The sequence below is a fragment of the Aerococcus kribbianus genome (assembly GCF_026805545.1).
GTDB lineage: Bacteria > Bacillota > Bacilli > Lactobacillales > Aerococcaceae > Aerococcus > Aerococcus kribbianus.
This window is the reverse complement of sequence record NZ_JAPRFR010000001.1, coordinates 914,498-940,088: the sequence shown is the minus strand read 5'-3', so window position 1 is coordinate 940,088 and position 25,591 is coordinate 914,498. Positions and strand designations below refer to the sequence as shown.

Here is a 25,591-nt window from a genome sequence, read left to right as displayed (position 1 = left end):
TAATGACTAATATTTTAGCAATTGAATCGTCATGTGATGAAACCAGTGCTGCTATTATCAAAGATGGACATGAGATGCGGTCTAATGTAGTGGCCAGTCAAATCAAGAGCCATATGCGTTTTGGTGGTGTGGTGCCTGAAATCGCTAGCCGCCATCATGTGGAACAAATTACCCAAGTCATTGCTGCAGCCTTTAAGGAAGCTGGTTGTGACTGGGACGTCATCGATGCAGTAGCTGTAACACAAGGCCCTGGGTTAGTGGGTGCCTTATTAATTGGTATAACGGCAGCCAAGTCATTAGCTTTTGCTCATAATAAACCCCTAATTGCTGTCAACCATATGGCGGGACATATTTATGCCAGTCAATTAGTGGAGCGTTTAAATTTTCCACTTTTGAGTCTAGTGGTGTCAGGGGGCCATACAGAACTTGTTTATATGCCGAGTCATGGACATTTCCAAACTATTGGCGATACCCGAGATGATGCAGTTGGTGAGGCTTATGATAAAATTGGCCGAGTCTTGGGATTAGCTTATCCTGGGGGTAAAAAAATTGATGAATTGGCTCAAGAAGGACAAGATATTTATGATTATCCTCGAGCTATGATTAATGAAGATAATTTTGATTTTTCCTTTTCAGGTTTAAAATCTGCTGTCATTAACCATCTTCATAATGCGGATCAACGTGGGGAAACCCTTAAACAGGCTGATATTGCAGCTAGTTTTCAAGCTGCAGCTGTTGATGTTTTAGTAGCTAAAACTTTACGCGCTCTTGACCACTATCCCGTAAAAGATTTGGTGGTTGCCGGTGGTGTAGCCGCTAATTCTAGTTTACGTCAAAAATTAAAAATAGCCGTAGCTAAAGCTTATCCTGATGTTAAATTGCATTTCCCGCCACTAGCCTTATGCGGAGATAATGCAGCTATGATTGGGGCGGCCGCTCAATACCATTATGACAAGGGTGAATTTGCTGACTTATCCTTAGATGCCAAACCAGGCTTGGCCTTAAATGACTAGGTAAATTTCTACTGCCGAGTTGTGGAAGATAAGATTCAAATAGAGTAAAAACGACCAGGTGCGAAGAAGCCTTCGCACCTGGTCGTTTTTTGCTTCACTTATTCCAAGTCTTCTAACTGTATTTCTAAGTCTTCCCATTGGTTCATTAAAGTCATTTGTTGGTCCTCAAGACTTTCCACTTGCTTGGAGAGCTGGCTAAGTTTTTCATGATCTTGGATGACATCAGGTTGGGTCATCTCTTCATGAAGACGGGCAATTTCTGTTTCAATAGTAGACACTTCTTCTTCAATTTTAGTGACTTGCCGGTGAAGCTTACGGGTTTGTTTTTGTTCTTCCTTAGAGAGTTGGTAAGCTTCTTTACGAGAATGGTCTGCCTGTTCTTGCTTATTATTTTGGGGCGTTTCTTGTGTTTGGGCCAGGGCTGCTTGTCGTTCTTCCTCTTCGGCTTTCTTGGCCAAATAATAATCATAATCGCCTAGGTAAAGTTGGCTACCTTCTTCACCAATTTCAATGACTTGACTGGCAATACGATTGATAAAGTAACGGTCATGGCTGACGAAAAGTAAAGTGCCATCATAAGCAATCAAGGCATCCTCTAAAACTTCCTTGGAATCAATATCTAAGTGGTTGGTTGGTTCGTCGAGGATGAGTAAATTATCATGGTCAGTGGCTAATTTAGCTAATTCTAAACGCGCCTTTTCGCCCCCAGATAGACTGGCAACAGATTTCAAGACATCCTCTCCAGAAAAAAGGAAGCTACCTAAAATAGTTCGGATATCCTGCTCTGGCATATTAGGATTCTTGTCCCAGAGTTCATGGAGGACATCCTTCTTAGAATTTAAATTACCAAGATTCTGGTCATAATAACCCAAGTCAACATTGGCTCCATAAGAAATGTCACCGGCTAAGGCAGGAATCTGGCCAATTAAAGTCTTAAGTAAGGTGGATTTTCCGACTCCGTTGGGACCGACAATAGCTATGGCTTGTTGCTTGCGCAAGTCTAGGTTAATGGGTTGGGCCAAAATATCATGGTCGTAACCAATGGCCAGGTCATTGGCGGTTAAAACCACATTGCCACTTTCTTGAGCAGTAGAAAATTGGATGCGGGCAGATCTTTGGTCGGCCTGAGGTTTTTCAATACGATCCATTTTTTCAAGTTGTTTGCGCCGACTTTGGGCCATTTTAGTGGTTGAAGCTCGGACAATATTGCGTTGAACATAGTCTTCTAACTTGGCAATTTTGTCTTGTTGTTTTTCATAAGCTTTTAAGGCTTGTTCCATTCGCAGCGCACGTTCTCGCAAGTAGAAGGAATAATTCCCTTTGTAATAGTTGATGCCCTGATGGTCCATTTCATAGGTTTCATTACAGACGGCGTCTAGAAAGTAACGGTCGTGGCTGACAATTAAGATGGCTCCAGGATACTTGGGTAAATAGGACTCTAGCCAAGTTAACGTTTCGATGTCCAAGTGGTTGGTCGGTTCGTCTAGAATCAATAAGTCTCGCTTCTCCAATAAAATTTTAGCTAAGGCCAAGCGGGTGCGTTGACCACCAGATAAAGATTGGATGGGTTTGTCATAGTCTTCAGGATAAAATTGGAAACCATGCAAAACCATACGGATATCTGACTCATAGGAATAAGCATTATAATATTGTAATTTTTCTTGTAGGCGGTCGTAATTTTTAAGGGCTTCTTGATATTTTTTTTCATCAGCCATTAAATCCGGATCACCGAGTTCTTCCGCAGCTAGTTGAGCTTGTTCTAGTAGACGGAGGACAGGGGTAAAAACTTCTAACATTTCTTCATAGACGGTGAGCTGGCTGTCGATGGCAGTGTGTTGGTCCATATAGGAAATAGAGAGGTCCCGGTTTTTAGAAACAGTACCTTCATCGGGACGTTCAATACCTGCTAAGATTTTTAGAAGGGTGGATTTCCCGGTACCATTGCGACCCACTAAGGCGATGCGACTATGATTTTGTACACGAATGTTAACATTGGAAAATAAAATATCACTAGCGAAACGTCGCTCTAAGTTGGATCCTTGTAAGATAATCATAACGTATAACCTCTTCTCAAATACTCTGTCACCAGTTTAGCATAAAAATAGGTGACTAGGAATTACAGACTAAGTTTAAACATGCTAAAACTCTGCCTGTTGTGTTTTGTTTATAACGTGCTAAAATAGAACTAAAGTGAAATATTGTGATAAAGTTTCATAAAAAACTCGAAAAGACTCACCAAGATTAGGGATGGAGGTCCTTAAATGAAAGAAATTCCCAAAGCAACGGCCAAACGTTTGCCCTTGTACCATCGTTATCTAAAAATGTTTCATGATATGGGGAAGTTACGTATTTCCTCAACAGAATTGAGCGAAGCAGTTAAAGTAGATTCTGCGACGATTAGACGTGACTTATCTTATTTTGGTGCCTTGGGTAAACGAGGCTATGGCTATGATATTGAATATTTGTTAAACTTTTTTAGCCGTACTCTAAGTCAAGACCGTTTGCAAACGGTGGCACTTATTGGAGTCGGTAATTTAGGTAACGCCTTATTGAATTACAATTTCAAAAAATCAAATAATGTCCATATTGGAGCAGCCTTTGACATTAATGAAGATATTGTAGGAACAGTTCACAATGGTGTACCCATTTATCCCATGTCTGACTTACAGGAACAATTGGATTTGATGGATATTGAGGTGGTTATTATCACGGTTCCTGAAAATGCTGTCCAAAAAATTATCCCTGACTTAGAAAAAGCAGGTGTAAAAGGAATTTTTAATTTTACTCCGGTGCGCTTAGATGTCTCTGAAGGGATTCATGTGCAAAATGTGGACCTTGTCAATGAGCTACAAACCTTGATCTACTATATTAATGCGTCTAAATAAAAAAACTAGTTAGCCAACCTTAGTCCATGGCTAGTATCGGACTAAGGAGGTGCTAACTAGTCTTTTTTATTGGTGACATTTTTACGAACGGTCTTTGATGATTTTATAGACTTTGCTGAGTTTGATAATGTTATAGACATCAAAACTAGCGAAGACAATAAAAAGGATGGCAATAATATTCCAACCATTTTCATTCACGCTATTAACAGCAAAAGTTAAAAATAAGAGGGCGAACACTAGTTTAAATAATGCAGAGTTTAATATCATCTTTTTGTTCATATAATCCCTCCTTCGTTTGAATTCGTAGTATTAAAGTAACTTAATCGGGCATTTTTTGCAAGTTTTTTAAAAAGGTCAAAAAAAGTCAAGGATATCTCTTGCATTCCTTTTATATGTGGTATATCATAATAGACATAGGTTAGCAGTCACACTTGATGAGTGCTAATAGTTAAATAGTGTATGTAAAACTTGGAGGGAATATCATGTTAAAACCTTTAAATGGTCGTGTTGTTATCCAAATTGAAGAAGTCGAAGAAAAGACAGTTTCAGGTATCGTCTTACCGTCAGCTGCCAAGGAAAAGCCGCAGATTGGTAAGGTTTTGGCTGTTTCTGACGACACTGAAGAATTTAAAAGCCAATTAAGTGTTGGTGACCGGGTTCTATTCGAAAAATACGCCGGTTCTGAAGTAGAATATCAAGGCGAAAGTTACTTGATTATTAAAGAATCTGATATTGTAGCTGTTGTCGACTAAGTAATTTCATACAACAAAGAAGTAAACAACAAATTATTTTGAGGTGAATTCTAAATGGTAAAAGATATTAAATTTTCAGAAGATGCACGTCAAGCAATGGTGCGCGGAATTGATACATTAGCGAATACTGTTAAGGTAACTTTAGGTCCCAAAGGTCGTAACGTTGTCTTGGAGCAAAGCTTTGGTTCACCATTAATCACTAATGACGGGGTAACCATTGCCAAAGACATTGAATTGGAAGACCGCTTTGAAAATATGGGTGCCAAATTAGTAACTGAAGCCGCTTCTAAAACCAATGACATTGCTGGTGATGGAACAACCACAGCCACTGTTTTAACACAATCAATTGTCCATGAAGGATTGAAAAACGTGACTGCCGGTGCTAACCCAGTTGGTATTCGGCGCGGAATTGATAAAGCAGTTCGTTTAGCCACTGATGAATTGAAGAAAAACTCTGTAATTATCGATTCTCAAGAAGCAATTGCCAATGTAGCTGCAATTTCTTCTGGCGATAAACAAATTGGCGAATTAGTGGCTAATGCTATGGAAAAAGTTGGCAAAGACGGTGTTATTACAATTGAAGAATCCCAATCAATTGATACCTCTCTAGATGTTGTTGAAGGGATGCAATTTGACCGTGGTTACTTGTCTCAATACATGGTGACTGATAATGAAAAAATGGAAGCAGTATTGGACAGCCCATACATTTTATTAACTGACCGTAAAATTTCTAATATCCAAGACATCTTGCCATTGTTAGAACAAGTGGTTCAAGAAGGTAAAGCCCTACTATTAGTAGCCGATGATGTTGAAGGCGACGCTATGCCAACCCTTGTCTTGAACAAAATTCGTGGTACCTTCAATGTAGTTGCTGTAAAAGCTCCAGGATTTGGTGACCGTCGTAAAGAAATGTTAGAAGACTTAGCTGTCTTGACTGGTGGTACAGTAATTTCTGAAGACCTTGGTTTAGAATTAAAAGATGCTACTATTGACCAATTAGGATCTGCTAAACGAGTTGTGATCACAAAAGATGATACAACTATTGTTGAAGGTGCAGGTAGCTCAGAACAATTAGAACAACGTGTGGCTACTATTCGTCGTCAAATTGAAGAAACCTCTTCTGACTATGACCGCGAAAAACTTCAAGAGCGTTTAGCCAAATTAGCTGGCGGTGTGGCAGTTGTTAAAGTTGGTGCCGCAACAGAATCCGAACAAAAAGAACGTAAATTACGGATTGAAGACGCCTTAAATGCGACTCGTGCTGCTGTTGAAGAAGGTATCGTCGCTGGTGGTGGTACTGCCTTTATGGCTGTTCGTTCTGCCATCCAAGATCTGGTTGAAGAATTAGCTGATGACGAACAAACAGGTGCAGCTATCGTCTTGAGAGCTTTAGAAGAACCTATTCGTCAAATTGCAGAAAATGCTGGTCTTGAAGGCTCTGTTATCGTTGAAAAAATTTCTGGACAAGATGAAGGTGTTGGATTTGACGCCGCAACTGGCGAATGGGTAGACATGATTGATGCTGGTATTGTTGACCCTACTAAGGTATCACGTTCTGCCTTGCAAAACGCTGGTTCAGTAGCTGGACTAATTCTATCTACAGAAGCCGTTGTAGCTGATCATCCAGAAGACAATGACAATCAAGCCCCTGCTGACCCAGGTATGCCAGGAATGTATTAATAACTAAGATGAGATAAGATCCTTTAGCTCCAAGAGCTTTTGGAACTTAACCAAAAAGAGGCTGGATTTTCAGCCTCTTTTTTGTGTTTTCTATAATCTTTTGCGAACCCGACTAAACAGGATGTGAGTCAATCGCGATCAGGGCCGGACCATATCGGAAGGAGGCGAAAAATGGTGAAAATCATTTTGATGCCTCATTCAGAAATGGACGCCGGCCCTGCGATTGCGAACTCGACTAAACAAGATGAGATGAAATGGGGGAGCTCTGAGTTGTTGGAAATTAGGGTGCGATGAAAAGCGGTAGGACGGAATTTTTGTCTCAGCTTCCTAAGCATCAGTCAGTAGTAAATAGTCTCATCATACTCAGAAAAATGCTATACTCTAATCAAGAAAGAGGGGATTCTGTGTTTGAAACGTTACAAGCTGATCTGCAAGCAATTGTTGAAGACGTATTGAGTCAAGCTAAGCTATCTGCAGGTGATATTTTTGTTTTAGGATGTTCGACAAGCGAGATTCAGGGTGACCATATTGGTAAGAACTCTAGTCCTGAAATAGGGGAAATGATTATCTCTACTTTATTAGATAGCTTAGGGAAAAAGGATATTTATCTCGCAGTCCAAGGTTGTGAGCACATCAATCGGGCTTTGGTGGTAGAGGCCGAATTGGCTAAAACGCACCAGCTTGAAATTGTGAATGTGCGTCCTCAATACCATGCTGGAGGTGCCTGTTCGGTAGCAGCCTTTGAACAAATGGTAAATCCGGTAGAAGTGGAACACATTGTCGGCCAAGCGGGTATAGATATTGGTGATACAGCGATTGGTATGCATATTAAACATGTTCAAGTTCCCGTACGTCCACAAAATAAAAGCCTTGGTCAGGCCCATGTGACGGCTTTGCGGTCGCGACCTAAATATATTGGCGGCTCTAGAGCAAATTACTAAGTTATAGGACTTGATATTTCGGTTTCGAAGTGTTATTGTAAGCATATAACTTGATATTTCGATTTAGAAATATTAAGATAATGATGTTGAATACGAAAGGAAATTACAGAAAGGAAGAATTATTTTATGACTAAATTTGGTGTTGTTGTAGGTTCTATTCGTGAAAACTCATACTCTGCAGGGGTAGCTAATGCCATAGTAGCTGGCTTACCTAGTGATGCTGAAGTGACTTTCTTAAATATTGCTGACCTGCCATTATATAACCAAGATTATGACGAAAACTCACCGGAAGCTTATACAAAATTCCGTGAAGAAGTAGCTAGCCAAGACGCTATTATCTTCGTTACTCCTGAACACAACCGCTCTATCCCAGCAGCATTGAAAAATGCTTTAGATGTGGCTTCTCGTCCTTGGGGTGAAAACCTTTGGGCTGGTAAACCTGCCTTAGTTGCTTCTCAATCCATCTCTGGTATGGGTGGTATGCTAGCTAACCATGTATTACGTCACTCATTAGTTTTCCTTGATATGCCTGCTATGGCGCAACCAGAATTATACATCGGTAGCACTGCTGATCTCGCTGATGATAAAGGTCAAATCACAAACGAAGACACTAAGGCTTTCTTAGCTAATGCAGGTAAACAATTTGCTGAATTTGCTGCTCGCTTCTAAGCTTAAATAACTCAATCAAATAACTGATTAAAAATCTCCTGGTGGGAGCCAACCGTGCTAACCACTAGGAGATTTTTTCGTTAAGTCTTGTCTTACAAAATTGTTAAAAATAGTTTAAATTTGGATTTTGACCTCAGTCTATAGCCTTAATGATGCTATCCTATAAGTGAATTATTTTAGTATTGGGGGAGAGTTTATGCGTAAACAAAAACGCTGGCAGGTTGTCGTTTTAATTACATTGGCCTTGCTGGCAGTAGTGGGTGCGGGTGTCTATGCAGCAACACGCACTAACAATGATAGTGCTGCTGACCAACAGCAAGCAATCAGTGATGTGGCTGGTCAGGTGAATGACCTTTATTATGATGATGCTTATATGTTTTTGAAGGAAGACATTAAAAAAGAAGCCATTGATAATGCAAGAACAGCAGTCAACCAGCTCGCTAATAGTAAGGAAAAAGACCAATTAGAAGATCGTGTTCAAGACATTACTAGTCGATTTGATGCATTGACTGCAACTAATAAATTATTCCAAGGGCTTAATGATAAGCGCCCACTTAACGGTGCTACCTTACAAGAATATGTCTTAGTTTCTCAAGAAACTTCTGAAGAAGATATCAGTCAAATACGTAAACAATATGACCAAGAATTACAAAGCGCTGATGATGGCTTCTATCAAACTTTAGATTATTTACTCACTGAAGCCGAGGAACAGGTCGCTTTCTTCACTGATTTACGTGCGGATATTCAAAAGATTGCCGAAAATGATCAATTAGATTATGCAGGTTTGGTTGAAGCTTTGGATGACTTGCGTAAGAGTAGTGCTTCTTTGGAAAATCCTTATATGAAGGCAAAAGTCTTAGAAATCATTTCTAAGGCTGATGACAAACTTACTGACCAAATCACTGATCGTCTAGTTAAAGAAGCCCGAGAGTCTGGCCAAAGTCAGGAAACGATTAAGGCGATTGAGGCAGAAGGTGACAACCAGCGCAAAGCGTCAGAACAACGACAACGTAAAGACAATGATGATAGTCAAAAATTCTATCAAACCCAGAGTCCAACCCGCCAAAATAATCAACAAGGACAAAATAGTACCAACCACCGTCCACAACGACAACCGAACAATCAAAAACAAAGTAGTCAATCTTCCCAATCACAGTCACAACAGTCTTCCCAGTCGAGTGCACCACAAACACAAGAAAGTGCATCTGAGTCTGCATCGACTAGTTCTTCACCATCACAGCCTAGTCAGCCTGCTTCTGACCAAGGAGCTAGTCAATCAAGTCAGCAGACATCGTCTGCACCAGCAGAATCAGGTGATTCTAGCCAAGAAAGTTCTAGTCAAGCTAGTGAGTCTTCACCTAGTGAAAGTATTCCTGAGAATCAACCAACTCTCCAACCTAGTCAAGAGAGTGCTTTAGCCCCAGCAGAAAGCAGTCAATCAGCTGAATAGACTAGTGACTTTAAGGAAATTTTAAAGACGGGCAATGTTTTCCCTATGAAAAGTGTGCTAAAATAATAAACAACAAGGGTACGAGACAGCTTCGGTTCATGAATTGAGAGTGTGTTTATTAACAAACTGCTTTCCCATGTTACCGAAGCTGACTTTTTAGACTAACCCTATAAATACCTAGTTTAGAAATGAAAAAGGTGAAAGTATGCAAAAAAATGGCGAATGGACAAATTGGTATCGTATCGTCATCGTGGCAGCGGAATCGCTTGTCCTCTTCTTATCCTATTTATTATCTTTTTTTATCCGTTATGGCCGTTATGTGCCCAGCCGTAATTTTGAAGCCTTTCAAGGGGCGATTGGTTGGATTATTATTATTTTTATAATTTTTAATATTTTGTTTGGGGTCTATATTCTCTATAACAAATCCAAGGGTGACTTGTTTTTTATTACCTTGATTATACAAGCTCTCTTATCAGTAGTGACAATGGTATTAAGCTTTGCCGGTCGTTGGTTAGCTTTTCCACGGTCAGTTGTTTTAATTAACTTTCTGGTGTCAGTGGTCATGCTTTATATTTTCCGAGTCTTAATTTTTAATGTCTATCGTAAGTATGCAAGCACTAAACGTGTGATGATTGTGGGTAAGGAATCAGAGGTATTCCCGGCAATTTTTAACTTTAAATCAAGTAAAACCACCCGGCATATTGTGACCCATGTGGTATTATCTGATTACTTTAATAATGTTTGTGACCGTCTTGAAGAGTTTGATATTGTTTATCTGGCCTCGCAAATCAATGAAGATGAGAAATTAAAAATTTATGATCTCTTAATGCGTGCCAATAAAAAATTATTCTTGAATTCGAAGTTTGAGAACTTAGTTATGGTAAATCCTAATATTATGAATTTTGAGGATGAGTCGATTATTGAGACTTCAGACTTCAAAATTCCTGCAGACCAGGCGGTTATTAAACGGGGCTTGGATATCTTTATGGCAGTCATCTTATTGGTCGTAGCGTCACCAATTATGTTAATTACAGCGATATTGATTAAATTGACGTCACCAGGTCCGGTTTTCTATCGGCAGGTACGTATTACTAAAGGTGGCGAAGAGTTTGATATCTTGAAATTCCGGTCGATGACAGTCACAGCTGAAGCCCAATCAGGACCAGTAATTGCTACAAAAAATGATAGTCGAGTGACGACGGTCGGCAAGTATATTCGCTCACTACGTATTGATGAATTACCTCAGTTGATTAATGTGTTGCGTGGAGAAATGTCAATGATTGGACCTCGACCTGAGCGGCCATTCTTTGTCAACCAATTCCAAGAGCAAAACCCTCACTATTATCTCCGCCATAATGTACAAGCAGGGATTACCGGCTATGCGCAAGTTTATGGGAAATACGCTTCTGACTTTAACTCTAAATTAAATTTTGATTTGATTTATATTAAACAATATTCAATTATTCTTGATTTTAAAATTTTACTACAAACGATTAAAATTCTCTTTGACAAGGTCTCAAGCTCTGGAATCGATGAGAACATGAAACCAACTGTCACCCCAGAAGAAATTAAAGCCATGAATATTGATTTAATTCAATAAATAGATCATTTAAACGGCTAGGACAACTGTCCTAGCCGTTTTTTTGTCTTTAACGCTATGTGTTCTAATTCATTTTACCCGTATAAATAAAATGCTATAATAATAAAAAGCATGTGTGGAGGGATATTATGAGTAAATATGAAGTAGACAGTTTAGCTCTACATACAGACCTATATGAAATTAATATGATGAAAACTTATTGGCAAAGCGGTAAGGCTGACCAACAAGCGGTTTTTGAAGTTTATTTTAGAAAACACCCATTTGATAATGGTTATGCGATATTTGCTGGTTTAGAACGAGTGATTGATTACATTACTAATCTTTCATTTACGGCGGATGATATTGCTTATTTGCAGGCAACCCAAGACTACCCACAAGAATTCTTGGATTATTTAGCAGACTACCAATTCCAAGGGACCATTCGCTCAATGTTGGAAGGGGAGGTATGTTTTGCTAATGAACCGTTAATGCAAATTGAAGGAAGCTTAGCTGATTGTCAGTTGGTGGAAACCGCTATATTGAATATTGTTAACTTCCAGACTTTGATTGCGACTAAGGCCTCGCGGGTAAGGAATGTATGTGGTGATGATACCTTAGCAGAATTCGGTGCTCGTCGTGCTCAAGAATTGGATGCTGCCTTATGGGGCGCACGGGCGGCTTATATTGGTGGCTTTGATTCGACTTCCAATGTGCGTGCTGGTAAACAATTTGGTGTACCAATTTCTGGAACCCATGCTCATGCCATGGTACAAGCCTTCCAAAATGATTATACGGCCTTTAAAGCCTATGCCCAATCTCACCGTGACTGTGTTTTCTTGGTTGATACCTATGATACTTTGAAGTCGGGTGTGCCTAATGCTATTCGGGTTGCCAAGGAAATGGGTGATCAAATTAATTTCATTGGTGTACGTATCGATAGTGGTGACATCACTTACCTTTCCAAACGTATCCGACATATGTTAGATGAGGCTGGTTTTACTGATGCCATTATTGTAGCCTCTAATGATTTAGATGAAAAAACCATTCTCAATTTGAAGATGCAAGGAGCTAAAGTTGATTCTTGGGGTGTTGGGACGCAGATTATTACGGCTTTTGATCAAGCTGCCCTTGGAGCGGTTTATAAGCTGTGTGCTATTGAAGATGAATCAGGTAGCTTGCAGCCAACAATGAAAATTTCTTCTTCTCCAGAAAAAACGACTACCCCTGGTAAAAAACAAGTTTGGCGAATTATGCGTAATAGTGATGGGAAGTCAGAAGGCGATTATGTGAGCTTTGATTATGAAGACCCTCGCCAAGAAAACTCTATTTTTATGTTTCATCCGACTTATACCTATGTCAATAAGACTGTAGAAGACTTTACTGCTCGTCCGCTCTTACAAACAATCTTTGCCAATGGGAAGTTAGTTTATGACCAGGCTCCTGATGTCCATGCCATTAAACGTTATTCTAAAGCCAGTTTAGACCTATTATGGGATGAGTATAAACGGATGTTAAACCCTGAACCATACCCAGTTGACTTGTCACAAAGTCTCTATGATGAAAAGATGGGATCGATTAAGGCCATCAAAGACCAAGTCAAGAAAATCGCTGATAAATAGGAGGAATCACTGTGCGGCCCTTACAAGCAGAAATTATCCAAACCTTAAAAGTGAAAGCCGAGATTGATCCTGCTAAGGAATTAATCACTAGTATTGGTTTTATCAAGGATTATCTCTATCGCTTCCCATTTTTGAAAACCTTAGTTTTGGGGATCAGTGGGGGGCAAGATTCTACTCTAGCTGGTAAAATCTGCCAATTAGCTTGTCAAGAAATGCGTGAAGAAACTGGACAAGAGGCTTACCAATTTATTGCTGTGAAACTCCCTTATGGTCAACAAGCAGATGCGGCTGATGTTGAAATGGCTCTTGACTTCATTAGTCCTGACCAAATTCAAACTGTCAATATTAAAGCTGCTACCGACGCTATGGTGACCGCTTTAGAAACGAATGACCAAGACGTTTCTGATTTCAATAAAGGCAATATTAAGGCCCGGCAACGTATGGTTGCCCAATATGGGATTGCTGGGGCCCAACAAGGAGTCGTTGTGGGAACAGACCATGCTGCTGAAGCAGTGACAGGTTTTTATACAAAATTTGGTGATGGTGCTGCGGACATTATGCCCTTGTGGCGCTTAAATAAGAGTCAAGGCCAAGCAATTTTAAGCTATTTGAATTGTCCTGAGGATCTTTTCCTCAATAAGGTGCCAACTGCTGATTTAGAAGATAATAAACCTGGTTTAGCTGATGAAGAAGCCTTAGGAGTGAGTTATGCCCATATTGATGCCTATTTACGTGGTGAAAGGATTCCTGATCAAGCAGCGGAGCGTATTGAACAACTGTATCTAAATTCTCAACACAAACGCCATTTGCCAATTACTGTCTACGATCATTGGTGGAAAAAATAATATAATTATTTTTATAGATAAAAACCAATAAAATATGTAAACGGTTCCTTTCTTATGTTATAATGAATGTACTAAAATATTATAAATGTATTGGAAAGGAAAAAATCATATGACTGAAGAGTATAATGCATCCAAAGAACTGCGTGAATTAGAAATTTATAACACCATTGAATTAGAAGATTTGGCTAAAGACTATATGCCTAAGGGTGGTTTTGATTATTTAGCTGGCGCCTCTGGTGAAGAGTTTACGCGTAAACGTAATGTTGAGGCTTTTAAATCAAAAGGAATCCTACCACGAGTATTGGCTGATGTGGAATTTCCAGAAACTAATACTAAAATTTTTGAACATGACTTGAAGGTCCCATTTGTTATGGCGCCAATTGCTGCTCATGGTTTAGCTCATGACAGCAAGGAAGCAGGAACTGCTAAGGGAATTTCTGAATTTGGTGGCACAATTATGTCGATTTCTGCTTATTCAGGTGCTACTTTTGCTGAAATCGAAGAAGGTTTAAACGGCAATCCGCGTTGGTTCCAAATTTATATGTCTAAAGATGACCAACTAAATAAAAATATCTTAGATGAAGCCAAAGCAGATGGTGCAACTGCGATTATTTTAACTGCAGATGCGACAGTTTCTGGTAACCGTGATCGTGACAATAAAAATCAATTTGTTTATCCATTTGGTATGCCAATTGTGTCACGCTACCTCACTGGTTCAGGTAAAAACATGTCTCTAAATAATATTTATGCTCAATCCAAACAAAAAATTGAACCTAAGGACGTTACTTTCATCAAGGAATATTCTGGTTTACCAGTTTTTGTTAAGGGTGTGCAAACCCCTGAAGACGCTACTATAGCTATTGGAGCGGGTGCGGATGGTATCTGGGTATCTAACCATGGTGGTCGTCAATTAGATGAAGCCCCTGCTTCATTTGAAGTTTTAGAAGAAATTGCTGAAGCAGTTGCTGGGCAAGTGCCAATTGTCTTCGACTCTGGTGTGCGTCGGGGAGAACATATTTTTAAAGCCTTAGCTGCTGGTGCTGATATTGTTGCCTTAGGACGTCCTGTCCTGTTTGGCTTAGCTCTCGGTGGTTGGAAAGGCGTGAAGTCTGTTCTTGAGTACTTCGAGTCTGACTTGAAACGGGTAATGCAATTAGCTGGAACGCAAACTATTGAAGACATTAAGAATAGCCGTCTAAAGGATTTATCTGATTGGAATTAAGGTTTTTCCTCAAGCAATTAAATTTAAAAAAACCGTCTAAACGCGTTTTAATCGCGTTTAGGCGGTTTTTATTTGACCTAAATTTGCTTTCTATACATCTGAAGTAAGTCATTTAGTCAAAAGCAACAGGAACATCTACATAGTCTTCTTGTCCAATAGAAAATTTAACCTGGTCGGAAGTTAAATTAACAATTTCTTTTTGAGCAGTTTCTACTGCTTGACTTGGAACACCTAAATGATAGGTGACGTGTTCTAGATAGCTAGTATCGAGTAGTTGATAGTTTGAATTCTCTAGCCAATTTTCTAACATACCAGATAGAGAGTAATCAACGATGACGTCCACTTGCGTTTGGACTTGGCGTTCAACGATACCTACCTTATGCATGACTTCCGATACAGCTGAAGAATAGGCTCGGATGAGACCTCCTGATCCTAATTTGGTGCCCCCAAAATAGCGAGTGACCACTACGACGACATTGTGGAGGTCATTTTGTTTCAAGACTTCTAACATAGGCACACCTGCAGTACCGGAGGGTTCACCATCATCTAGAGCGCGTTGGATTTCATGATGATCACCAATTTGATAGGCGACACAATTATGAGTGGCTTTCCAGTGGTCTTTTTTGATTTGATTGATAAAGTCATCAGCTTCCTTTTGGCTGAAGGCACGGGCGATATGGCCGATAAAACGGGAGCCTTTGATATCAATCTCGTTGGTTCCGCTTTCTTTAATTGTTCGGTATTCAATCATAATTTCTGTCCTTTCTTGGCTTTAGGTTTCAGCTCTCATTTGCAATTATGTTATACTATTTTCATGTATGAATACAAGGAAGGGAGTCTAAAACATGTCCATTGCCATTGTAACGGATTCTACCTCATATTTAGACCAAAATTACATTGATGCCCACAAAATTACCATTTTGCCCTTGACAACGACTTTTTCGGATGGCACTTATGTTGAAGGGCAAGACATTAGTCCAGAAGAATTTTATCAAAAAATGACTAACTTAAATGAAATTCCCACTAGCTCCCAACCTAGCTCAGGTGTAATTACAGAAAAATTAAACGCTCTATCTCAAGACTATGACCATTTACTTGTTATTACTATTTCATCAGGGATTTCGGGAACAGCGCAAACTATTCAAGCCTTGAGTCAGTCCATTACAGACGCTCAAGTCCATGTGATTGATAGTCAATTAACCTGCCTGCCCCAAGCCTTTATGGTTGAAAAGGCAGTTGATATGGTGGCGGCTAGTGCAGAGATTGATGACATCTTAGCGGCTTTGGAAGAACAGCGTCAACATATCGAAGCCTATTTTATTGTGGATGACTTACAACATCTAGCTAAAGGTGGTCGTCTGAGTCAGGCGGGAGCCTTAATGGGTGGCTTATTAAAAATCAAACCGCTACTTTATTTTAAGGATGGGAAGATTGAAGTATTTGATAAAATTCGTACCAGCAAAAAGGCAGCAGGCCGTATCTTAGAGATGTTGGCTGAAGCAGATGCACGTGTGGAGGGCCCACTACGGATTGGAGTTGTGGGGAATGAAGACAGTGAAATGGTTCAGTATCTAATGCGAGAGATTGCTGATCGTTATCCAGAATATTCGCTATCACGTTCTTATTTTGGCCCTGTGATTGGTACCCACTTAGGAGATGGGGCTTATGGTGTTGGGTGGACCGTCCAATAATATTATTTATTTGCTATTATTTTTAAGTCTGGCAGTAATTTGCCAGACTTTTTTCGTATTTATCTATAGGGGGGCTTTTAGGAGGGAAACTATGGATAAAAATTTATTGCGTGGACGGCTAGTGACCGCTAAAGAATTAGGAGTTAATCCAACTGACCTGGATGCTTGTCCAGACATAAAGAAAATACCCGCACTTTGTCAGCGAAGTAAGGGTCATTATTGTAATCGGTGTTTTAACCAGGATCAAAATCGTTTTGCCCGTAATCATTGTTCCTGTGCGCAAGATTCTTGTCATTATTGTCTGAAATGCATTCAGTTTGGGAAAGTGAGCAGCTGTCAATTTCTCTATCATTTAGAGGATACCAGTACTTTTCCTAGTAAAGTGGGTCAGTGTCGTTGGCAAGGCCAGCTCTCGGATGGACAGAATCGGGTGGCGCAAGAAATTTTACAGGCTTATAAGGCGGGTCAGGACCATCTTGTTTGGGCGGTAACTGGGGCGGGTAAAACAGAAATGCTTTACCCTACTATAACTGCAGCTTTAAGACAAGGTCATCGGGTGGGGATTGCCACTCCTCGGATTGATGTGGCTAATGAACTTTACCTCCGTTTGGCTGAGGTGTTTTCTGACTGGGAGACAGTGCTTTTGCATGGCCAATCTGAACAAAGCTATGCTTATACCCCGTTGACGATTTGCTCTACTCACCAGTTGCTCCGCTTTCAAGCAGCCTTTGACCTGTTAGTTATTGATGAAATTGATGCCTTCCCTTATCGCCATAATGCTAGTTTAGAACAAGCCAGTCAACGTGCCTTGAAGGCTAACGGAACGAGCTTACTTTTAACTGCGACGCCCTCTTCAGATATTCAAGAAAAGTTTCAATCGCAACGTTCTATTTTACCAGGACGCTACCACCGTCATGCCTTACCGGTCCCCCAACATATTTGGGTTGGGGATTGGCGTAGCGCCCTTGCCAAGGGGCGTGTTCCCAGAGTTTTGGCTTATTATATTCGACATTTTGCCAGTCTAAAACGGCGCTTGTTGGTCTTTGTTCCTAATATTGATCTTATGTTAGCGCTGGAGGTCATCTGTCAAAAGAAATTTCCACATTTGAAATTGACCTCGGTATCATCAAGGGATAATGATCGGCAAGCCAAGGTAAATAAGATGCGGGACTCAGACTATGATTTACTGCTGACCACACAGATTTTAGAACGGGGCGTTACTTTTGTGGGTATAGATGTCATCGTTTTGGGCAGTGAGGACCGGACCTTTACGAGTGCGGCTTTGGTACAGATTGCTGGTCGGGTAGGACGAAAACCCCAGGCGCCAAATGGCCGAGTCCTGTTTTTGCATTATGGCCAAAGTCGAGCAAGTCGAACTGCTGTTAGGCAAATTAAGGCGATGAATCATTTGGCTCGAAAGGAGGGGTTAATCGATGATTAATTGCCTTTTTTGTCAAAGGCCCATAAAAGAAGTGCTTACTTTAAAACAAATCCTGATTTGGCAACCGATTAAGCACCTACCTATTTGCGACGACTGTCGGGCTAATTTTTTACGAATTGAAGACAAGATTTGCCAAAACTGTGGGCGTCCCTTAAGTCAAGACCAATCGTCTCCTTGCCATGATTGCTTGCTGTGGCAAGAAGATTATCATTGGTTTCCTCATAATCAAGCTCTTTTTTCTTATGATGCGGCATTTAAGGAATGGCTTTTAATGTTGAAGGGGCGGGGAGACTTTCGTTTGGCTAATCTTTTTTCATCAGACTTAAAGACTTTTCAGAAAACATACACGCAAGCAGTTTGGGTACCTGTGCCTTCTAGTCCTAAAAATTATGAGAGACGTGGCTTCCATCAAACCGAAGTCATTTTAAAGACTAGTCACATCCCTTATGTTATGGCACTAGATTATAAACAAGAAAGTCAAAAGCAGGCTTTACAAGGACGTTATGGTCGTCTCCACCGAAAGAATCCCTTTACACTTGCTCCGACAACACAACTGCCACCAGGAAGACAGGTCTTGCTTTTCGATGATGTTTATACCACAGGAGCGACCATGCACTCAGCCTGGCAGACCTTGGAAGAGGCTGACTATCAGGTGGTAGGGTCTATTACTTTAGCCCGCTAATATATAGGAAGAAATAGACGCCTTTTTCTTGAAAGTGGAAACGCTTTATTATATAATATATGTATAAAGAACAAGCCTATTCTGAAGGCTTGGCCAGATGCCTGGTTAGAAAGGATGACGAATATGTTTACATATAATATCCGCGGAGAAAATATCGAAGTCACTCCGGCAATCAGAGATTATGCTGAGAAGAAAATCGCTAAAATTGAGCGTTATTTCAAAGATAGTCCTGATGCAACTGTTTACGTCAACACCAAGGTATATGATAACCATGATGCTAAGGCTGAAGTTACTATCCCATTATCAGGAGGGTTAACACTTCGGGCTGAAGAAACAACCCAAGATCTATACGGTTCTATTGACCTTGTAGTAGATAAACTTGAACGTCAAGTACGTAAGCACAAAACAAAACTCAACCGTAAATCACGGGAAACAGGCAAGGCAGATTTAGTGGCAGCTTTACCAGAAGACGAAGGTCCAGAAGAAACTGACCAAGATATCAATATTGTGCGGCGGAAATCAATTGCTGTGAAACCAATGAGTCCAGAAGAAGCTGTTCTACAAATGGAAATGTTAGGTCACAGTTTCTACATCTTTGAAGATGCTGAAACTGAAGGTGTTTCTTTGGTTTATGGCCGTAAAAAAGGCTCATACGGTTTAATTGAGATTGAAGACGAAATTATTGAATAAGCACTCGACTAAGAGACAAATGTTTATATAGTATGATGAGACTGGGACGAAGGTTCCGGTCTTTTTTGTCTTAAGACATCCTTTCTAGTAAATCTGTTTAAATTCTATATAATTAGTGCTATTATTGAATAGATATATTGGGCGTTTATGACCTTGTCATGGATGCTAGTTAAGAGGATAGAAAAAGGAGAATACCATGGCTAACATTTTACGAAAAATGTTTGATAATGATAAAAAAGAACTGAAACGTTTCAATAAAACAGCTGAAAAAATTGAAGCGCTTGAAGATAAATATGCCGCTTATACCGACGATCAATTACGAGAAAAGACGGCTTCTTTTCAAGAACGATTAAACTACGGAGAAGACTTAGAAGATATTTTAGTAGAGGCTTTTGCGACGGTCCGCGAAGGAGCCCGTCGAGTGCTGGGACTATTTCCTTTCCACGTGCAAATTCTTGGTGGTTTAGCCATTCATTACGGTAATATTGCAGAAATGAAAACTGGTGAAGGGAAGACCCTGACTGAAACTATGCCAGTTTACCTTAATGCCTTAACTGGTAAAGGAGTTCACGTGGTGACGGTTAATGACTATTTAGCTCGGCGTGATGCCGTTGAAATGGGTGAATTATACGAATTTTTAGGCTTAACAGTTGGTTTGAATACTAATGACAAAGATTCCAATGACAAGCGTCAAGCCTATAACTGCGACGTCACTTATTCAACTAATAATGAGTTAGGTTTCGACTATCTCCGTGATAATATGGTGGTTTACAAGGAACAGATGGTCCAACGTCCGCTTTACTTTGCAGTGGTTGATGAGGTGGACTCTATCTTGATTGATGAAGCTCGGACGCCTTTAATTATTTCTGGCCAAGCAGAACAGTCGACTGCTCTTTATCAACGGGCGGATTATTTTGTTAAGAGCCTGAATGAAGACGATGATTATATTATTGATGCGCCGTCTAAAACAATTTCTCTCACTGAAAATGGGATTGAGAAAGCTGAAGAAGTCTTCCATTTAAAGAATTTATATGATGTTGAAAACGGACGCTTAATCCATCATATCGATACTGCCTTACGGGCTAATTATATTATGTTACGAGACATTGACTATGTGGTTCAAGAAGATGAAGTTAAAATTGTTGATGGTTTTACCGGCCGGATTATGGATGGCCGTCGCTATTCTGACGGACTCCACCAAGCGATTGAGGCTAAAGAAAATGTCACAGTACAAAAAGAATCTAAAACTATGGCGACCATCACCTTCCAAAACTACTTCCGTATGTATGAAAAGTTAGCGGGAATGACAGGTACTGCAAAAACTGAAGAACAAGAATTTAGAGAAATTTATAACATGAATGTTATTCAAATTCCAACCAACCGCGAGATTCAACGTAAGGATGCCAATGACGTGATTTATCCTAATATGCGAGCTAAATTTCATGCGGTAGTTGATGACATTGAAGAACGTCATGAAAAAGGACAGCCAATTTTGGTGGGGACAGTGGCTGTGGAAACCTCTGAGCTTTTGTCTAGAGAATTAGAAAATCGCAATATTCCGCATAATGTTTTGAACGCAAAAAATCATGCTCGTGAAGCGGATATTATTATGAATGCTGGTCAACAAGGGGCAGTAACCATTGCTACCAACATGGCAGGACGTGGGACTGATATTAAATTAGGCCCAGGTGTCAAAGAGTTAGGTGGATTAGCCGTTATTGGTACCGAACGCCATGAATCACGGCGGATTGATAACCAGCTACGGGGACGGTCTGGTCGGCAAGGGGACCCCGGTTATTCTCGTTTCTACCTCTCCCTAGAGGACGATTTAATGCGTCGCTTTGGATCCGATAAGATTAAGGCACTCTGGCAGTTCTTTAATCTAGATGCTGATGATCCTAGTTTAGCAATTGAGAATAAAGGAATCTCTAAGCAGGTGGAATCCTCTCAATTACGTGTAGAAGGAAACAACTACGATACCCGGAAAAACGTTCTAGAGTATGATGAGGTCATGCGTGAACAACGAGAAATCATCTATTCACAACGGCAAGAAATTATTAATGCTAAAGAGCCTTTGAATGATATTATGTGGGCCATGATTGAACGGACAATTGAACGTGTTGTTGATAATTATGCTGATAATAAGAATGAAGAAAATAACTATGAGGCTATTTTAGACTTTGCGCAAACCGAATTATTGCAGCCTGATGCGATTGATATGGCTGATATTGAAGGCAAATCCGCTTCAGAAATCGTTTCTTTATTAACTGATATGGCCCAAGACCGCTTTGACGACAAGATTAATAACTTACATAATCCTGACCTAGTTTTGGAATTTGAAAAAGTGGTTATTTTGAAAGCTGTTGATACCCGCTGGACTGACCATATTGATGCCATGGACCAATTACGACAAGGAGTAGGTTTGCGTGCCTATGCCCAAAATAATCCCTTAGTAGAGTATCAAACAGAAGGTTTTGACCGCTTCAATGAAATGATTGCGGGCATTGAACATGATGCGAGTCGAATGTTTATGAAGGCAGAAATTCGTCAAAACTTACAGCGTGAACAAGTTTAATGACAGTGTAACTAGCCCTTGCCGGCCCTTATTTAATAGGGTCAGCTAGGGCTAGTCTGCCGCCTTATGGGTAGTGGCAAGCTTTCGACTCATTTAGACAAAAAGGAGCCAAAATAATGGAATTGTTTGAAATTAGACATTTACTTGATGAGAACGAAAAACAAATTAATAGTTTTAGGGGGTCTCTTTGACTTAGAGGCCATGGAAGCTGATTTGGCGGAATACCAGCAAAAAATGCTGGAACCCAATTTTTGGGATGACCCGAGCCAAGCGCAAGCCCTAATCAATAAGAATAACTCTCTCAAAGAAGTTTATAATACTTTTCATTCTTTAGAATCAGATTGGGAAGATTTGGATGTCGCCTATGATTTAGTCAAAGAAAGTGACGACAGTGATCTGCGAGCGGAATTAGAAAGTAGTATAAGTAGTTTTCAAGACCGCATCGAAGCTTACCAGCGCTTCTTATTGCTCGATGGGGATTATGATCACAATGATGCTCTAATGGAAATCCATCCAGGTGCGGGTGGGACAGAATCCCAAGATTGGGCATCTATGTTACTGAGAATGTACCAACGTTGGGGTGACCAACATGGCTACCAAGTAACTAGTCTGGATTATCAAGATGGAGATGAAGCTGGTATCAAGTCAGTAACCCTTGAATTTAAAGGGGTCAATGCGTACGGCTTTTTACGATCTGAGCATGGAATTCATCGTTTAGTGCGGATTTCACCCTTTGACTCGAATTCTCGTCGCCATACCTCCTTTGCCTCAGTTGAGGTGATGCCAGAATTAGACCAAGAAACAGAAATTGAAATTAATGAAGATGATTTACGGGTCGATGTTTTTAGAGCGAGTGGAGCTGGTGGTCAGCACGTTAATAAAACCTCATCAGCCGTTCGTATTACTCATGAACCCACTGGTATTGTTGTCTCCTCCCAGAATCAACGGTCGCAATTACAAAACCGTGAAACAGCAATGAAAATGTTGCAAGCTAAATTAGCCCGGGTCTTGGAAGAACAAAATGCCAAGGAACTGGATGAAATTCGTGGAGAAAAAGAAGAAATTGCTTGGGGCTCACAAATCCGTTCTTATGTTTTTCATCCTTATAATATGGTTAAAGACCATCGTACAGGCCAAGAAACGGCCAATACTCAAGCGGTGATGGATGGGGACATTGATGTGTTTATCGATGCCTATTTAAAGACTAAATTAGCTGAGGGCTAGAAATTGTCTGAATTCGTGCTATGATGGAAGTGTAGTTTGAAATGCTGACGGAGGGGTTCCTATGAAACGAGTTTTAGTTGTCGACGATGAGCAATCGATTCGGACCTTACTCACCTTTAATTTAGAAAAAGCCGGTTATGAGGTAGCTAGTGCTGAAGATGGTGAAACAGCCTTGGACCTTATACGTTCAAAAAGTTTTGATTTTATTATTTTAGACCTGATGTTACCAAAGCTAGATGGGATGGAAGTTTGTAAGAAAGCCCGTCAAGAAAAGATTGAAACTCCTATTTTAATGTTGACTGCCAAAGACGATGAATTAGAAAAAATTATTGGTCTAGAACTAGGGGCAGATGACTATATGACTAAGCCGTTCAACAACCGGGAAGTCTTGGCTCGGATGAAGGCTATTTTGAGACGTTATGAAAAACACCAAATAAGCGAACCTGAAAAAGATTCTAAGGAAAGCCTTGAAAGTCCAGCTGAAGAAACCATAGAAAGAAGTCGTCCTAAACCTGCTGCTGATGATGATTCCGTGATTGTAGTGGGGGATATTGAAATTTATCTCAATGACTTTGAAGTTTTGGTTCGGGGAAAATCCATTGAAATGACCCCTAAAGAATTTGAACTTTTGGCTTATATGGCGAAACGAATTAACCGCACCTTGTCACGTGATCAACTCTTGCAAAAGATTTGGCGTTTTGACTATACAGGAGAAACGCGCATTGTCGATGTGCATATTTCACATTTGCGGGAAAAAATTGAAGAAGACACTAAAAAACCTAAATATATTACCACCGTGCGTGGTTTTGGCTATAAGTTTGAGGAGCCGAATTAGATGAAGAAATTAACCCTTACCATAACAACAGTCTTTGCACTGTTGTTTATTTTATATAGTTTAGCTTTTTCTGTTACTACTAATAATCTAGTTTTTAATGCAGTTAATGAAGAAACCAAAGCGAATATGTTGGGAAAGGTAGCCACCTTAAGGCCAAACTTTCGTTTACTAGAAGCCAGTGATATTCGGAATCGGTCAGATAAGTGGCATCATGCTTCTGAAGAAGTGGCGAACACGATCAATCCCAATGAACGGGTAGTCATTTATGATAAAAACCAAAACTTTGTTTTTGCTTATGGGAATGATAAATTAACAACGGTTTATCCTAACCGAGACGATTTTTCCTTAGCCAGTCAAATGGGGTCGCATACTGAAGTCAATAAGAATGAAGAAGGGCGGATTACTTATTCTTATGTTGAGAAACTCTACAACGGGCGTGGGGATATCATTGGTTTTATTCAAATTGCCCGTTTTATTACTGATATTTCTCACGTTCAACAACAGCTGACATCCTTTGCGGTGATTGCTTCGTTGACAATCGTATTAATTTTATTTATAGTATTGATCTTATATTTTAGGCGCATTTCTTTACCAATTCACTCAATCAACTATCAGTTGGATAAACTATCTGTCGGTGATTATAAAGTGAACTATGAACCAGTTAAAATTGCTGAGTTTGATGAAATTGGGGAAAATATTAATACCTTATCAGATAACTTACAAAATCAAAACCTACAAATCATTATGCAAGATGAACGTTTAAATCTCTTAGTGGATTCTATGATTTTGGGTATGCTACTAATCGAATCTGACCATACGATTAGTTTGGCTAATCCAGCGGCCTATAAAATTTTAGGGATTAATCATTCTATTATTGATAAAGCCTTTACCACCGTTTTAACCTCTTATCGTTTGATTCAAATGGTTGATAATGCCTTTAAAAATAAGCAGAATTATAATGAAGAAATTTATCTCTATCATCCCGATGAAATGGTCTTAGATATCAACGCGATTTTTGTCGATGACCATAATAATGATGAGATGGATGACCAAGTGATTGTTCTGATTTATGATATTACTGATATTCGGCGCTTAGAAAAGGTACGGACCGATTTTATTGCCAATGCTTCTCATGAATTAAAGACCCCCGTCACAGCCTTACAAGGATTTTCAGAAACCTTATTAGATGGGGCGATTGAAGACCAAGAAACCGCTCGATATTTTGTTGAAATCATGAATAAGGAAAGCAATCGTTTGGGTCACTTGATTTCCGATATTTTAGATCTAGCTAAAATTGAACAAGATCAGCTTACCCACCATATCGAATCGGTTGACTTAGAAGAAGCAGTCGATGAAGTCGTTCAACAGGTACAAATGGAAGCCGATAAGAAACCAATACAGATTGTTAAAGATAACCGTAATAATCAGCCAATTATCTTCAACAGTGAAAGAGGCCAGATTAATCAGATTATTACTAATTTAGTTAACAATGCCATCAACTATACTGATCCTGGGGGTCAAGTGCGTATTTCTATTGAGGAATTGGTGAATAATGTGCAAATTACGGTGGCTGATAATGGGATTGGTATTCCTGAAGAAGACTTGCCGCGTATTTTTGAACGTTTCTATCGGGTAAGCAAGTCTCGATCAAGCTCAAGCGGAGGCACTGGGTTAGGATTATCTATAGTGCGTAATATTGTACGTTCCATGGGTGGTCATATTGATGTCAGTAGTCAATTTGGCCAAGGGACAGAGTTTCGCGTTCTTTTGCCTAAGAATGAATAATTTTAGCAAGAAT

23 protein-coding genes are annotated in these 25,591 nt (G+C 39.9%); 20 read left to right on the top strand and 3 right to left on the bottom strand.

What is annotated here, in order from left to right:
• Positions 1–2: 2 nt before the first annotated feature.
• Positions 3–1,013 carry a tRNA (adenosine(37)-N6)-threonylcarbamoyltransferase complex transferase subunit TsaD gene (gene tsaD / locus OW157_RS04380; RefSeq protein ID WP_268752117.1) on the top strand — a complete coding sequence of 337 codons (1,011 nt, stop codon included), beginning with the start codon at positions 3–5 and terminating at the stop codon, positions 1,011–1,013.
• Between the two features lie 98 nt (positions 1,014–1,111).
• Here the strand turns inward: tsaD and OW157_RS04375 are convergent, their stop codons facing one another.
• Complete coding sequence (locus OW157_RS04375; protein ID WP_268752116.1) at positions 1,112–3,067, bottom strand: ABC-F family ATP-binding cassette domain-containing protein; 1,956 nt, start codon at positions 3,065–3,067, stop codon at positions 1,112–1,114.
• A 207-nt stretch (positions 3,068–3,274) separates the two neighbouring features.
• On the opposite strand from OW157_RS04375, the gene OW157_RS04370 reads away from it, so the two are divergent.
• Positions 3,275–3,898, top strand: a complete 624-nt coding sequence (locus tag OW157_RS04370; protein WP_268752115.1) for a redox-sensing transcriptional repressor Rex — start codon at positions 3,275–3,277, stop codon at positions 3,896–3,898.
• A gap of 81 nt (positions 3,899–3,979) precedes the next feature.
• Here OW157_RS04370 and OW157_RS04365 read toward each other — a convergent pair whose 3' ends face one another.
• Complete coding sequence (locus tag OW157_RS04365) at positions 3,980–4,177, bottom strand: DUF4305 domain-containing protein (RefSeq protein ID WP_268752114.1); 198 nt, start codon at positions 4,175–4,177, stop codon at positions 3,980–3,982.
• Positions 4,178–4,380: 203 nt separating this feature from the next.
• Between OW157_RS04365 and OW157_RS04360 the strand changes: the two genes are divergently transcribed.
• From OW157_RS04360 to OW157_RS04315, 10 genes are all read left to right on the top strand, one after another.
• Complete coding sequence (locus tag OW157_RS04360; RefSeq protein WP_268752113.1) at positions 4,381–4,650, top strand: co-chaperone GroES; 270 nt, start codon at positions 4,381–4,383, stop codon at positions 4,648–4,650.
• Positions 4,651–4,704: 54 nt separating this feature from the next.
• The gene (gene groL, locus OW157_RS04355) at positions 4,705–6,330 is read left to right on the top strand and encodes a chaperonin GroEL (protein WP_268752112.1); all 1,626 of its coding nucleotides are present in this window, start codon (positions 4,705–4,707) and stop codon (positions 6,328–6,330) included.
• A 171-nt stretch (positions 6,331–6,501) separates the two neighbouring features.
• On the top strand, positions 6,502–6,624 hold the full coding sequence (locus OW157_RS04350; RefSeq protein WP_268752111.1) for a hypothetical protein: 123 nt from the start codon (positions 6,502–6,504) through the stop codon (positions 6,622–6,624).
• A 110-nt stretch (positions 6,625–6,734) separates the two neighbouring features.
• Positions 6,735–7,271 carry a TIGR01440 family protein gene (locus OW157_RS04345; RefSeq protein WP_268752110.1) on the top strand — a complete coding sequence of 179 codons (537 nt, stop codon included), beginning with the start codon at positions 6,735–6,737 and terminating at the stop codon, positions 7,269–7,271.
• A 126-nt stretch (positions 7,272–7,397) separates the two neighbouring features.
• A complete protein-coding gene (locus tag OW157_RS04340; protein ID WP_268752109.1) occupies positions 7,398–7,940 on the top strand; it encodes an NADPH-dependent FMN reductase in 543 nt (180 codons plus the stop codon).
• Positions 7,941–8,136: 196 nt separating this feature from the next.
• A complete protein-coding gene (locus OW157_RS04335; RefSeq protein WP_268752108.1) occupies positions 8,137–9,390 on the top strand; it encodes a toxin Cry1Ac domain D-VI-related protein in 1,254 nt (417 codons plus the stop codon).
• A gap of 205 nt (positions 9,391–9,595) precedes the next feature.
• Positions 9,596–10,990 carry a sugar transferase gene (locus tag OW157_RS04330; RefSeq protein ID WP_268752107.1) on the top strand — a complete coding sequence of 465 codons (1,395 nt, stop codon included), beginning with the start codon at positions 9,596–9,598 and terminating at the stop codon, positions 10,988–10,990.
• Between the two features lie 128 nt (positions 10,991–11,118).
• Positions 11,119–12,588 (top strand): nicotinate phosphoribosyltransferase, encoded by a 1,470-nt coding sequence (locus OW157_RS04325; RefSeq protein WP_268752106.1) that lies wholly within the window; start codon positions 11,119–11,121, stop codon positions 12,586–12,588.
• Between the two features lie 11 nt (positions 12,589–12,599).
• The gene (gene nadE, locus OW157_RS04320) at positions 12,600–13,433 is read left to right on the top strand and encodes an ammonia-dependent NAD(+) synthetase (RefSeq protein ID WP_268752105.1); all 834 of its coding nucleotides are present in this window, start codon (positions 12,600–12,602) and stop codon (positions 13,431–13,433) included.
• A 109-nt stretch (positions 13,434–13,542) separates the two neighbouring features.
• Positions 13,543–14,655, top strand: coding sequence for an alpha-hydroxy-acid oxidizing protein (locus OW157_RS04315; protein ID WP_268752104.1), 1,113 nt, complete (start codon positions 13,543–13,545; stop codon positions 14,653–14,655).
• A 112-nt stretch (positions 14,656–14,767) separates the two neighbouring features.
• Here OW157_RS04315 and OW157_RS04310 read toward each other — a convergent pair whose 3' ends face one another.
• Positions 14,768–15,406 carry a YigZ family protein gene (locus tag OW157_RS04310; RefSeq protein WP_268752103.1) on the bottom strand — a complete coding sequence of 213 codons (639 nt, stop codon included), beginning with the start codon at positions 15,404–15,406 and terminating at the stop codon, positions 14,768–14,770.
• A 94-nt stretch (positions 15,407–15,500) separates the two neighbouring features.
• Between OW157_RS04310 and OW157_RS04305 the strand changes: the two genes are divergently transcribed.
• The 8 genes from OW157_RS04305 to pnpS all read left to right on the top strand — a co-directional run bounded on the left by OW157_RS04305 (position 15,501) and on the right by pnpS (position 25,578).
• Positions 15,501–16,346 (top strand): DegV family protein, encoded by an 846-nt coding sequence (locus tag OW157_RS04305; RefSeq protein ID WP_268752102.1) that lies wholly within the window; start codon positions 15,501–15,503, stop codon positions 16,344–16,346.
• A gap of 91 nt (positions 16,347–16,437) precedes the next feature.
• On the top strand, positions 16,438–17,787 hold the full coding sequence (locus tag OW157_RS04300; RefSeq protein ID WP_268752101.1) for an ATP-dependent helicase ComFA: 1,350 nt from the start codon (positions 16,438–16,440) through the stop codon (positions 17,785–17,787).
• Positions 17,780–18,469, top strand: coding sequence for a ComF family protein (locus OW157_RS04295; protein WP_268752100.1), 690 nt, complete (start codon positions 17,780–17,782; stop codon positions 18,467–18,469). The genes OW157_RS04300 and OW157_RS04295 overlap by 8 nt, the downstream gene beginning before the upstream one ends.
• Before the next feature lie 123 nt (positions 18,470–18,592).
• Positions 18,593–19,159, top strand: a complete 567-nt coding sequence (hpf, locus tag OW157_RS04290; RefSeq protein WP_268752099.1) for a ribosome hibernation-promoting factor, HPF/YfiA family — start codon at positions 18,593–18,595, stop codon at positions 19,157–19,159.
• Between the two features lie 196 nt (positions 19,160–19,355).
• A complete protein-coding gene (gene secA / locus OW157_RS04285; RefSeq protein ID WP_326938035.1) occupies positions 19,356–21,734 on the top strand; it encodes a preprotein translocase subunit SecA in 2,379 nt (792 codons plus the stop codon).
• Between the two features lie 116 nt (positions 21,735–21,850).
• Positions 21,851–22,958 (top strand): peptide chain release factor 2 gene (prfB, locus tag OW157_RS04280; protein ID WP_268752098.1). Its coding sequence is split into 2 segments (ribosomal slippage): positions 21,851–21,922 and positions 21,924–22,958, totalling 1,107 coding nucleotides; the frame shifts between segments, so codons are not numbered across the junction.
• A gap of 61 nt (positions 22,959–23,019) precedes the next feature.
• Positions 23,020–23,793, top strand: coding sequence for a response regulator transcription factor (locus tag OW157_RS04275; RefSeq protein ID WP_268752097.1), 774 nt, complete (start codon positions 23,020–23,022; stop codon positions 23,791–23,793).
• Entirely contained in the window at positions 23,794–25,578 is a 1,785-nt protein-coding gene (gene pnpS, locus OW157_RS04270) for a two-component system histidine kinase PnpS (protein ID WP_268752096.1), read from the top strand.
• Positions 25,579–25,591: the final 13 nt, after the last annotated feature.

Bases quoted from the DNA above. Each gene is read 5' to 3' on its own strand.
- tsaD (WP_268752117.1), top strand. From the start codon at position 3: ATGACTAATATTTTAGCAATTGAATCGTCATGTGATGAAACCAGTGCT.
- OW157_RS04375 (WP_268752116.1), bottom strand. From the start codon at position 3,067: ATGATTATCTTACAAGGATCCAACTTAGAGCGACGTTTCGCTAGTGAT.
- OW157_RS04370 (WP_268752115.1), top strand. From the start codon at position 3,275: ATGAAAGAAATTCCCAAAGCAACGGCCAAACGTTTGCCCTTGTACCAT.
- OW157_RS04365 (WP_268752114.1), bottom strand. From the start codon at position 4,177: ATGAACAAAAAGATGATATTAAACTCTGCATTATTTAAACTAGTGTTC.
- OW157_RS04360 (WP_268752113.1), top strand. From the start codon at position 4,381: ATGTTAAAACCTTTAAATGGTCGTGTTGTTATCCAAATTGAAGAAGTC.
- groL (WP_268752112.1), top strand. From the start codon at position 4,705: ATGGTAAAAGATATTAAATTTTCAGAAGATGCACGTCAAGCAATGGTG.
- OW157_RS04350 (WP_268752111.1), top strand. From the start codon at position 6,502: ATGGTGAAAATCATTTTGATGCCTCATTCAGAAATGGACGCCGGCCCT.
- OW157_RS04340 (WP_268752109.1), top strand. From the start codon at position 7,398: ATGACTAAATTTGGTGTTGTTGTAGGTTCTATTCGTGAAAACTCATAC.
- OW157_RS04335 (WP_268752108.1), top strand. From the start codon at position 8,137: ATGCGTAAACAAAAACGCTGGCAGGTTGTCGTTTTAATTACATTGGCC.
- OW157_RS04330 (WP_268752107.1), top strand. From the start codon at position 9,596: ATGCAAAAAAATGGCGAATGGACAAATTGGTATCGTATCGTCATCGTG.
- OW157_RS04325 (WP_268752106.1), top strand. From the start codon at position 11,119: ATGAGTAAATATGAAGTAGACAGTTTAGCTCTACATACAGACCTATAT.
- OW157_RS04315 (WP_268752104.1), top strand. From the start codon at position 13,543: ATGACTGAAGAGTATAATGCATCCAAAGAACTGCGTGAATTAGAAATT.
- OW157_RS04310 (WP_268752103.1), bottom strand. From the start codon at position 15,406: ATGATTGAATACCGAACAATTAAAGAAAGCGGAACCAACGAGATTGAT.
- OW157_RS04305 (WP_268752102.1), top strand. From the start codon at position 15,501: ATGTCCATTGCCATTGTAACGGATTCTACCTCATATTTAGACCAAAAT.
- OW157_RS04300 (WP_268752101.1), top strand. From the start codon at position 16,438: ATGGATAAAAATTTATTGCGTGGACGGCTAGTGACCGCTAAAGAATTA.
- OW157_RS04295 (WP_268752100.1), top strand. From the start codon at position 17,780: ATGATTAATTGCCTTTTTTGTCAAAGGCCCATAAAAGAAGTGCTTACT.
- hpf (WP_268752099.1), top strand. From the start codon at position 18,593: ATGTTTACATATAATATCCGCGGAGAAAATATCGAAGTCACTCCGGCA.
- secA (WP_326938035.1), top strand. From the start codon at position 19,356: ATGGCTAACATTTTACGAAAAATGTTTGATAATGATAAAAAAGAACTG.
- OW157_RS04275 (WP_268752097.1), top strand. From the start codon at position 23,020: ATGAAACGAGTTTTAGTTGTCGACGATGAGCAATCGATTCGGACCTTA.
- pnpS (WP_268752096.1), top strand. From the start codon at position 23,794: ATGAAGAAATTAACCCTTACCATAACAACAGTCTTTGCACTGTTGTTT.